This window comes from Mesorhizobium sp. (assembly GCF_004963255.1).
Lineage (GTDB): Bacteria > Pseudomonadota > Alphaproteobacteria > Rhizobiales > Rhizobiaceae > Mesorhizobium.
The window spans coordinates 198,422-205,855 of the sequence record NZ_SUGA01000008.1; the positions used below are offsets into that span (position 1 = coordinate 198,422).

Here is a 7,434-nt window from a genome sequence, read left to right on the forward strand (position 1 = left end):
GCGCGATCCCGAGAACCGAAGCCCATTCATCAATCTCTTGGCCGATCAGAAGATCTGGCAGAGGATCTCGCCGCCGACATTCTGCTCTCGCGCTTCATGGTCGGCCATGACGCCCTTCGGCGTCGAAAGGATCGCGATGCCGAGGCCGTTTGCGACCTGCGGGATCGACTTGGCCGAGACATAGACGCGGCGGCCGGGCTTCGAGACGCGCTCGATTTCGCGCACGACCGGAGCGCCGTCGAAATACTTCAGCTCGATCTCGATTTCGGACTTGCCGTTTTCGAAATCGGTCTGGCTGTAGTCGCGGATATAGCCTTCCGACTTCAGCACTTCGAGGACGCGGGCGCGCAGACGCGAGGCCGGGGTCGAGACGCTCGACTTCTTGCGGCCGTAGGCGTTGCGGATGCGGGTCAGCATATCGCCGAGAGGATCGCTCAATGACATCTCAGTGTCTCCTTACCAGCTCGACTTGACCAGGCCCGGGATCTGGCCGGTGTTGCCCAGATCGCGAAGCGCGATACGCGAAAGCTTCAGCTTGCGATAGTAGGCACGCGGACGGCCCGTGACTTCGCAACGGTTGCGGATGCGGATCTTGGCCGAGTTGCGCGGCAGCGCCGACAGCTTCAACTGGGCGCGGAAACGCTCTTCCATCGGCTTGGACTGATCCATGATGATGGCCTTGAGCGCCGTGCGCTTGGCGGCGTACTGGTCGGCGAGCTTGCGGCGCCGGTTGTTCTTCTCGACTGAGCTGGTCTTTGCCATTTCAGATTTTTCCTTTTTCGCTGCCGTTACTGGCGGAAGGGGAAGTTGAAAGCCTTGAGCAGAGCCCTGGCTTCGTCATCCGTCTTCGCCGTCGTACAAACGATGACGTCCATGCCCCAGACCTGATCAACCTTGTCGTAGTTGATCTCCGGGAACACGATGTGTTCCTTGATGCCCATGGCGTAGTTGCCACGGCCGTCAAAGCTCTTCGGGTTCAGTCCGCGGAAGTCGCGAACGCGCGGCAGCGCGATGTTCACGAGGCGGTCGAGGAACTCATACATGCGTTCCTTGCGCAGCGTGACCTTGGCGCCGATCGGCATGTTCTCGCGCACCTTGAAGCCGGCAATCGAGTTGCGGGCGCGGGTGACGACGGCCTTCTGGCCGGCGATCAGCGCGAGATCCTCGGCCGCGACCGAGGGCTTCTTGGAATCGGCGGTCGCTTCGCCGACACCCATGTTCAGCACGATCTTGTCGATGCGCGGAACCTGCATCTCGTTGTCGTAGCCGAACTGCTCCTGCAGCGCCTTGCGGATGGTCTCCTGATAGACCTTCTTGAGGCGCGGCTCGTTCTTGGCAGCCGCCTGCTTGGTTTCAGCCTTAGCCATTGATGACTTCTCCCGAACGCTTGGCGACGCGCACCTTCTTGCCATCCTTCTGGAGGGTGAAGCCGACGCGGGTCGGCTTGCCGTCCTTGGGGTCGGCCAGCGCGATATTCGACAGGTGGATCGGCGCTTCCTTGGTGATGATCCCGCCCTCTTGGGACTGGGTCTGCTTCTGGTGACGGCGAATGAGGTTCACGCCGCGGACGACCGCGGTGTCTTCCTTCGGCTGCACCGACAGGACTTCGCCCGAACGGCCCTTGTCCTTGCCGGCAAGCACGACGACCTTGTCGCCTTTTCTGATCTTTTGCATTGGTCCGGCTCCTTACAGCACTTCAGGCGCGAGCGAGATGATCTTCATGTGGTTCTTGGCGCGCAGCTCGCGCGGAACCGGTCCGAAGATACGGGTGCCGATCGGCTCTTTCTTATTGTCGACGAGAACGGCCGCGTTCTTGTCGAAACGGATCACGCTGCCGTCCGGACGGCGGATGTCCTTGGCCGTGCGAACCACGACCGCCTTCATCACATCGCCCTTCTTAACGCGGCCGCGCGGAATGGCTTCCTTGATCGACACCACGATGATGTCGCCGACGGAGGCATACTTCCGCTTCGAGCCGCCCAGCACCTTGATGCACATGACACGACGAGCGCCGGAATTGTCCGCGACGTCGAGGTTTGTTTGCATCTGAATCATGACTGGCCGCCTTCTTCTTTTCTAACGGGACGGGTGCTTTCACCCCTCCCCGGTCTGTCCAAAATTCGGTTCGTTCGCCCGGATCAAGCCTGATCCGAAGAGACGACAACCCAGCGCTTGTCCTTCGAAATCGGCTTCGATTCCTGGATGAACACCTGGTCGCCGACCTTGTGGGCGTTGTTCTCGTCGTGCGCCTTGTACTTCTTGGTCATCCGCACGGTCTTCTTCATCACCGGATGCGTGAAGCGACGCTCGACCTTGACGACAACCGTCTTCTCGTTCTTGTCGCTGACGACGGTGCCCTGCAGGATACGCTTCGGCATGGTCTTAACCCTTCTTGGCCGCGGCTTTTTCCGCGGCGATGGTCTTGATGCGCGCGATGTCCTTGCGGACCTGCTTCACGCGCGCGGTCTTCTCGAGCTGGCCGGTGGCCTTCTGGAAGCGCAGGTTGAACTGCTCCTTCTTGAGGGCTGCCAGGTCGTCGGTCAGCTGATCCTGGGTCTTGGTCCGGATGTCTTCGGCTTTCATGATCGCCTGTCCTTATTCTGCGATGCGCTGCACGAAGCGCGTCTTGACCGAGAGTTTGGCAGCGCCGAGACGCAGCGCTTCGCGCGCGGTCTCCTCGCTGACGCCGTCGATCTCGAACATGATGCGGCCGGGCTTCACGCGCGCCGCCCAATAGTCGACGGCGCCCTTGCCCTTACCCATGCGGACTTCGGTCGGCTTCGAGGTGACCGGCAGATCCGGGAACACCCGGATCCAGACGCGGCCGGCGCGCTTCATCTCGCGGGTGATCGCGCGGCGGGCCGCCTCGATCTCGCGCGCGGTGACGCGGTTCGGCTCAAGCGCCTTCAGCCCGAAACCGCCGAAATCCAGGTTGGTGCCGCCCTTGGCGGTACCGTGGATACGGCCCTTGAACTGCTTGCGGAACTTTGTGCGCTTTGGCTGCAGCATCGTTCTAACTCCAAATTCTCAAATGTCTCAGGCGTTCTCGCGACGACGGCCGCGTTCGCGCTCGCCACCAGCACCGCCGCCGCCATGCGCGGCATCGCCTTCGGTTGCACGGCGCTCAGAAGCCATCGGGTCGTGCTCGAGGATCTCGCCCTTGAACACCCACACCTTGACGCCGCAGATGCCGTAAGCCGTGTTCGCCTCGGCCGTGCCGTAATCGACATCGGCGCGCAGCGTGTGCAGCGGCACTCGGCCTTCGCGGTACCACTCCATGCGCGCGATTTCGGCGCCGCCGAGACGGCCGGAGCAGTTGATGCGGATGCCTTCGGCGCCGAGACGCATGGCCGACTGAACGGCGCGCTTCATGGCGCGGCGGAACGCGATGCGGCGCTCGAGCTGCTGAGCGATCGACTGGGCGATCAGTGTGGCGTCGATTTCCGGCTTGCGCACTTCAACGATGTTGAGGTGCGTTTCGGACTTCGTCATCTCGGTCAGCTTCTTGCGCAGCTTCTCGATGTCGGCGCCCTTCTTGCCGATGATCAGGCCCGGACGCGCGGCGTGGATGGTGACGCGGCACTTCTTGTGCGGACGCTCGATCACGACCTTGGAGATCGCGGCCTGCTTGAGTTCCTTCTCGAGATACTTGCGGATCTTGAGGTCTTCATGCAGCAGCTGGCCGTATTCGCCGGTGTTCGCGAACCAGCGCGAATCCCAGGTACGGTTGATGCCGAGACGCAGCCCGATCGGATTGACTTTCTGGCCCATTATGCGGCCTCCCCTTTTTCCTCGACTTCACGAACGACGATCGTGAGGTGCGAGAACGGCTTCTCGATACGGCTGGCGCGACCGCGGCCACGAGCGTGGAAACGCTTCATGACGATCGACTTGCCGACATAGGCTTCCGCCACCACCAGCGCATCGACGTCGAGGTCGTGATTGTTTTCCGCGTTGGCGATCGCCGATTCCAGCGTCTTCTTGACCGTGCCGGAAATCCGCTTGGCCGAGAATTCGAGGTCGGAAAGCGCGGTCGCGACCTTCTTGCCGCGGATCAGCGCGGCAACCAGGTTGAGCTTCTGCGGGCTGATACGGATCGTGCGCAGAACGGCACGCGCCTCGTTGTCAGCAAGCCTGCGCGGAGCTTTGGCCTTGCCCATGATTATTTCCTCTTCGCCTTCTTATCCGCGCCGTGACCGTAATAGGTCCGGGTCGGAGCGAATTCACCGAACTTGTGGCCGACCATGTCCTCGTTCACCGAGACCGGGACGTGCTTCTGGCCGTTGTAGACACCGAAGGTGAAGCCGACGAACTGCGGCAGGATGGTGGAGCGACGGCTCCACATCTTGATCACCTCATTGCGACCGCCTTCACGAACCTTGTCCACCTTCTTGAGAAGGTAGCCGTCGATGAAGGGGCCTTTCCAAATCGAACGAGTCACTTGGCGTTACCTCTTCTTAGCTCTTGCGCTGATGGCGCGAGCGCACGATGAACTTGTCGGTCGCCTTGTTGGACCGCGTCTTCTTGCCCTTGGTCGGCTTGCCCCAGGGCGAAACCGGATGACGGCCGCCCGAGGTGCGGCCTTCGCCGCCGCCGTGCGGATGGTCGACCGGGTTCATGGCCACGCCGCGATTGTGCGGACGCTTGCCGCGCCAAACGGTGCGACCGGCCTTGCCGTCATTGATGTTGCCGTGGTCGGGGTTCGACACCGCGCCGACGGTCGCCATGCAAGAGCCATGCACGACGCGCTGCTCGCCCGAGTTGAGGCGCAGGATCGCCATGCCCTGGTCGCGACCGACGAGCTGCGCGTAACCGCCAGCCGAACGGGCGACCTGACCGCCCTTGCCCGGCTTCAGCTCGATGTTGTGGACGATCGTGCCGACCGGCATCGAGGCCAGCGGCATCGCGTTGCCCGGCTTCACGTCGACAGCTTCGCCGGCCACGATCTTGTCGCCGGCGGCAAGACGCTGCGGGGCCAGAATGTAGGACAGCTCGCCGTCGTCATACTTGATCAGCGCGATGAAGGCGGTGCGGTTCGGATCGTATTCGATTCGCTCGACCGTGCCGACGACGTCGTACTTCTTACGCTTGAAGTCGATGATGCGGTACGAACGCTTGTGACCGCCGCCGATGAAGCGGGCCGTGATGCGGCCGTAATTGTTGCGGCCGCCCGACTTGGTCAGGCCTTCGGTCAGGCCCTTGACGGGCTTGCCCTTGTAGAGGCCCGAGCGGTCGACGATGACCAGCTGGCGGGTGCTCGGCGTTACCGGGTTGAATTTCTTAAGTGCCATTGTCCTGTCCTCGCGGCCTTGCTCAGAGACCCGTCGCGACGTCGATCGACTGGCCGTCGGCCAGCGTCACAACCGCCTTCTTGACGTCGCCCTGGCGGCCAACCGTGCCGCGGAAGCGCTTGATCTTGCCCTTGCGGACGAGCGTGTTCACAGCCGTCACCTTGACGCCGAAGAGAGCTTCCACGGCAGCCTTGATTTCCGGCTTCGACGCCTTCTTGGCGACGTTGAAGACGACCTGGTTCTGCTCGGAAGCCATGGTCGACTTTTCGGTGATCGCCGGCGAGACGATCACGTCGTAGTGACGGAGGTCGGTCATTTAAAGCGCTCCTCGAGAGCCTCGACGGCGGCCTTCGAAAGGACCAGCGTGCCGCGGCGCAGAATGTCGTAGACGTTGATGCCCTGGATGGGCAGCACGTCGATGTTCGGAATGTTGGTCGCGGCCAGCTTGAAGTTCTGGTCAAGCTCGGCGCCGCCGATCACCAGGGCGTTGGTCAGCCCCAGCGTCTCAAGGTTCGCCGCCAGCGCCTTGGTCTTGGCTTCGGCAAGCTTCAGCTCGTCGATGATGATGAGCGAAGCGCTCTTAGCCTTGGCCGAGAGAGCATGCTTCAGGCCCAGCGCGCGCACCTTCTTCGGCAACTCGTGCTCATGGCTGCGCACGACCGGGCCGTGCGCCTTGCCGCCGCCGCGGAACTGCGGAGCGCGAGCCGAGTGGTGACGGGCGCGGCCCGTACCCTTCTGCTTGTACATCTTGGCGCCGGTGCGCGCGATCTCGGCGCGGCCCTTGGACTTGTGCGTGCCCTGCTGTTTCTTGGCGAGCTGCCAGCGCACGACGCGCTGCAGGATGTCCTCGCGCGGGTCGAGGCCGAAAATCTCTTCGGAGAGCTTCAGCTCGCCGGCGTCCTTGCCGCCCAGCGTTTTAATCTTGAGGTCCATTATTCCGCTCCCTCAGTGGCCGGGGCTTCGTTCTTGGCGGCAGCGGCACGGATCGCGGCGGGCTTCGGCGCGTTGGCCGGCAGCGCAACCTTGGCGGCGTCGCGAACCAGGATCCAGGCGCCCTTGACGCCGGGAACCGCGCCGCGGATCAGGATCAGGCCGCGATCCACGTCCGTAGAGACGACTTCGACATTCTGCGTGGTCACGCGGGTGTCGCCCATGTGGCCGGCCATCTTCTTGCCCTTGAACACCTTGCCGGGGTCCTGGCGCTGACCGGTCGAGCCGTGCGTGCGGTGCGAGACCGAGTTACCGTGGGTCGCGCGGCCACCACCCATGTTGTGTCGCTTGATGACGCCCTGGAAACCCTTGCCGGTCGAGGTGCCTGTGACGTCGACCTTCTGGCCGGCGACGAAATGCTCGACGGTCAGCTCGGCGCCAACGTCGATCATGTTGTCGGCGGAGACGCGGAACTCCGCGAGCTTCGCCTTCGGCTCGACGGAGGCGGCGGCGAAATGGCCGCGCAGCGCCTTCGACGTGTTCTTCACCTTGGCAAGGCCAACGCCGAGCTGGACGGCGGTGTAGCCGTTCTTCTCCTGCGTGCGCTGAGCCACGACCTGGCAGTTCTCCATCTGGAGAACGGTGACGGGAACGTGCTCGCCGGCATCGTTATAGATGCGGGTCATTCCCACCTTCTTTGCAATCACACCTGAACGCATCGGTTCAATTCCTTTAGAGTTCCGGGCCAGGGGCAGCGCCCCTTACCGCGCTCTCAATCCCTTAGAGCTTGATCTCGACGTCGACACCGGCGGCCAGATCGAGCTTCATCAAAGCATCGACCGTCTGCGGGGTCGGATCGACGATGTCGAGCAGACGCTTGTGCGTGCGCATCTCGAACTGCTCGCGGCTCTTCTTGTCGACGTGGGGCGACCGGTTGACCGTGAATTTTTCGATCCGCGTCGGCAGCGGAATGGGGCCGCGGACGTTGGCGCCGGTGCGCTTGGCGGTCGACACGATTTCGCGCGTCGAGGCGTCGAGCACCCGGTGGTCAAACGCCTTAAGGCGGATGCGGATATTCTGTCCGTTCATGCGTCAATTCCTTGTTCTGGCGCGGCGCGGGCAGCTCCCGCGCCCGCGACAGATCCGTTTCAGTCCAATTACTCTTTGATGGTGACGACGATGCCTGCACCGACGGTGCGGCCGCCTTCACGGA

At 62.9% G+C, this 7,434-nt stretch carries 16 protein-coding genes; all 16 read right to left on the reverse strand.

What is annotated here, in order from left to right:
- Positions 1–45: 45 nt before the first annotated feature.
- The 16 genes from rpsH to rpsJ all read right to left on the reverse strand — a co-directional run bounded on the left by rpsH (position 46) and on the right by rpsJ (position 7,310).
- A complete protein-coding gene (gene rpsH / locus E5X34_RS12280) occupies positions 46–444 on the reverse strand; it encodes a 30S ribosomal protein S8 (RefSeq protein ID WP_042642201.1) in 399 nt (132 codons plus the stop codon).
- Positions 445–456: 12 nt separating this feature from the next.
- Entirely contained in the window at positions 457–762 is a 306-nt protein-coding gene (gene rpsN / locus E5X34_RS12285; protein WP_042642199.1) for a 30S ribosomal protein S14, read from the reverse strand.
- Positions 763–788: 26 nt separating this feature from the next.
- Positions 789–1,367: a 50S ribosomal protein L5 gene (rplE, locus tag E5X34_RS12290; protein WP_042642197.1), complete on the reverse strand. Its 579-nt coding sequence runs from the start codon at positions 1,365–1,367 to the stop codon at positions 789–791.
- Positions 1,360–1,674, reverse strand: coding sequence for a 50S ribosomal protein L24 (rplX, locus tag E5X34_RS12295; RefSeq protein WP_292564664.1), 315 nt, complete (start codon positions 1,672–1,674; stop codon positions 1,360–1,362). Before rplX ends, rplE begins: the two co-directional genes overlap by 8 nt.
- A 12-nt stretch (positions 1,675–1,686) precedes the next feature.
- Positions 1,687–2,055, reverse strand: a complete 369-nt coding sequence (gene rplN / locus E5X34_RS12300) for a 50S ribosomal protein L14 (RefSeq protein WP_006205457.1) — start codon at positions 2,053–2,055, stop codon at positions 1,687–1,689.
- 83 nt (positions 2,056–2,138) lie between these two features.
- Complete coding sequence (gene rpsQ / locus E5X34_RS12305) at positions 2,139–2,378, reverse strand: 30S ribosomal protein S17 (RefSeq protein WP_023675136.1); 240 nt, start codon at positions 2,376–2,378, stop codon at positions 2,139–2,141.
- A gap of 4 nt (positions 2,379–2,382) precedes the next feature.
- On the reverse strand, positions 2,383–2,583 hold the full coding sequence (gene rpmC / locus E5X34_RS12310) for a 50S ribosomal protein L29 (protein WP_042642190.1): 201 nt from the start codon (positions 2,581–2,583) through the stop codon (positions 2,383–2,385).
- A 12-nt stretch (positions 2,584–2,595) separates the two neighbouring features.
- Complete coding sequence (rplP, locus tag E5X34_RS12315; protein WP_027170364.1) at positions 2,596–3,009, reverse strand: 50S ribosomal protein L16; 414 nt, start codon at positions 3,007–3,009, stop codon at positions 2,596–2,598.
- Positions 3,010–3,036: 27 nt separating this feature from the next.
- A complete protein-coding gene (gene rpsC, locus E5X34_RS12320) occupies positions 3,037–3,771 on the reverse strand; it encodes a 30S ribosomal protein S3 (protein ID WP_112129139.1) in 735 nt (244 codons plus the stop codon).
- Positions 3,771–4,160, reverse strand: coding sequence for a 50S ribosomal protein L22 (gene rplV / locus E5X34_RS12325; protein WP_010909277.1), 390 nt, complete (start codon positions 4,158–4,160; stop codon positions 3,771–3,773). The genes rpsC and rplV overlap by 1 nt, the downstream gene beginning before the upstream one ends.
- 2 nt (positions 4,161–4,162) lie before the next feature.
- The gene (gene rpsS / locus E5X34_RS12330) at positions 4,163–4,441 is read right to left on the reverse strand and encodes a 30S ribosomal protein S19 (RefSeq protein ID WP_006205463.1); all 279 of its coding nucleotides are present in this window, start codon (positions 4,439–4,441) and stop codon (positions 4,163–4,165) included.
- Between the two features lie 16 nt (positions 4,442–4,457).
- The gene (gene rplB / locus E5X34_RS12335; RefSeq protein WP_040970375.1) at positions 4,458–5,291 is read right to left on the reverse strand and encodes a 50S ribosomal protein L2; all 834 of its coding nucleotides are present in this window, start codon (positions 5,289–5,291) and stop codon (positions 4,458–4,460) included.
- 22 nt (positions 5,292–5,313) lie between these two features.
- Positions 5,314–5,607: a 50S ribosomal protein L23 gene (locus E5X34_RS12340; RefSeq protein WP_040983033.1), complete on the reverse strand. Its 294-nt coding sequence runs from the start codon at positions 5,605–5,607 to the stop codon at positions 5,314–5,316.
- Complete coding sequence (gene rplD / locus E5X34_RS12345; RefSeq protein ID WP_292564668.1) at positions 5,604–6,224, reverse strand: 50S ribosomal protein L4; 621 nt, start codon at positions 6,222–6,224, stop codon at positions 5,604–5,606. The genes E5X34_RS12340 and rplD overlap by 4 nt, the downstream gene beginning before the upstream one ends.
- Positions 6,224–6,940, reverse strand: coding sequence for a 50S ribosomal protein L3 (gene rplC / locus E5X34_RS12350; RefSeq protein WP_112129137.1), 717 nt, complete (start codon positions 6,938–6,940; stop codon positions 6,224–6,226). Before rplC ends, rplD begins: the two co-directional genes overlap by 1 nt.
- Before the next feature lie 61 nt (positions 6,941–7,001).
- The gene (gene rpsJ / locus E5X34_RS12355) at positions 7,002–7,310 is read right to left on the reverse strand and encodes a 30S ribosomal protein S10 (protein ID WP_006205468.1); all 309 of its coding nucleotides are present in this window, start codon (positions 7,308–7,310) and stop codon (positions 7,002–7,004) included.
- Positions 7,311–7,434 lie beyond the last annotated feature (124 nt).

Coding starts and splice junctions, on each gene's coding strand:
- rpsH (WP_042642201.1), bottom strand. CDS start 444: ATGTCATTGAGCGATCCTCTCGGCGATATGCTGACCCGCATCCGCAAC.
- rpsN (WP_042642199.1), bottom strand. CDS start 762: ATGGCAAAGACCAGCTCAGTCGAGAAGAACAACCGGCGCCGCAAGCTC.
- rplE (WP_042642197.1), bottom strand. CDS start 1,367: ATGGCTAAGGCTGAAACCAAGCAGGCGGCTGCCAAGAACGAGCCGCGC.
- rplX (WP_292564664.1), bottom strand. CDS start 1,674: ATGCAAAAGATCAGAAAAGGCGACAAGGTCGTCGTGCTTGCCGGCAAG.
- rplN (WP_006205457.1), bottom strand. CDS start 2,055: ATGATTCAGATGCAAACAAACCTCGACGTCGCGGACAATTCCGGCGCT.
- rpsQ (WP_023675136.1), bottom strand. CDS start 2,378: ATGCCGAAGCGTATCCTGCAGGGCACCGTCGTCAGCGACAAGAACGAG.
- rpmC (WP_042642190.1), bottom strand. CDS start 2,583: ATGAAAGCCGAAGACATCCGGACCAAGACCCAGGATCAGCTGACCGAC.
- rplP (WP_027170364.1), bottom strand. CDS start 3,009: ATGCTGCAGCCAAAGCGCACAAAGTTCCGCAAGCAGTTCAAGGGCCGT.
- rpsC (WP_112129139.1), bottom strand. CDS start 3,771: ATGGGCCAGAAAGTCAATCCGATCGGGCTGCGTCTCGGCATCAACCGT.
- rplV (WP_010909277.1), bottom strand. CDS start 4,160: ATGGGCAAGGCCAAAGCTCCGCGCAGGCTTGCTGACAACGAGGCGCGT.
- rplB (WP_040970375.1), bottom strand. CDS start 5,291: ATGGCACTTAAGAAATTCAACCCGGTAACGCCGAGCACCCGCCAGCTG.
- E5X34_RS12340 (WP_040983033.1), bottom strand. CDS start 5,607: ATGACCGACCTCCGTCACTACGACGTGATCGTCTCGCCGGCGATCACC.
- rplD (WP_292564668.1), bottom strand. CDS start 6,224: ATGGACCTCAAGATTAAAACGCTGGGCGGCAAGGACGCCGGCGAGCTG.
- rplC (WP_112129137.1), bottom strand. CDS start 6,940: ATGCGTTCAGGTGTGATTGCAAAGAAGGTGGGAATGACCCGCATCTAT.
- rpsJ (WP_006205468.1), bottom strand. CDS start 7,310: ATGAACGGACAGAATATCCGCATCCGCCTTAAGGCGTTTGACCACCGG.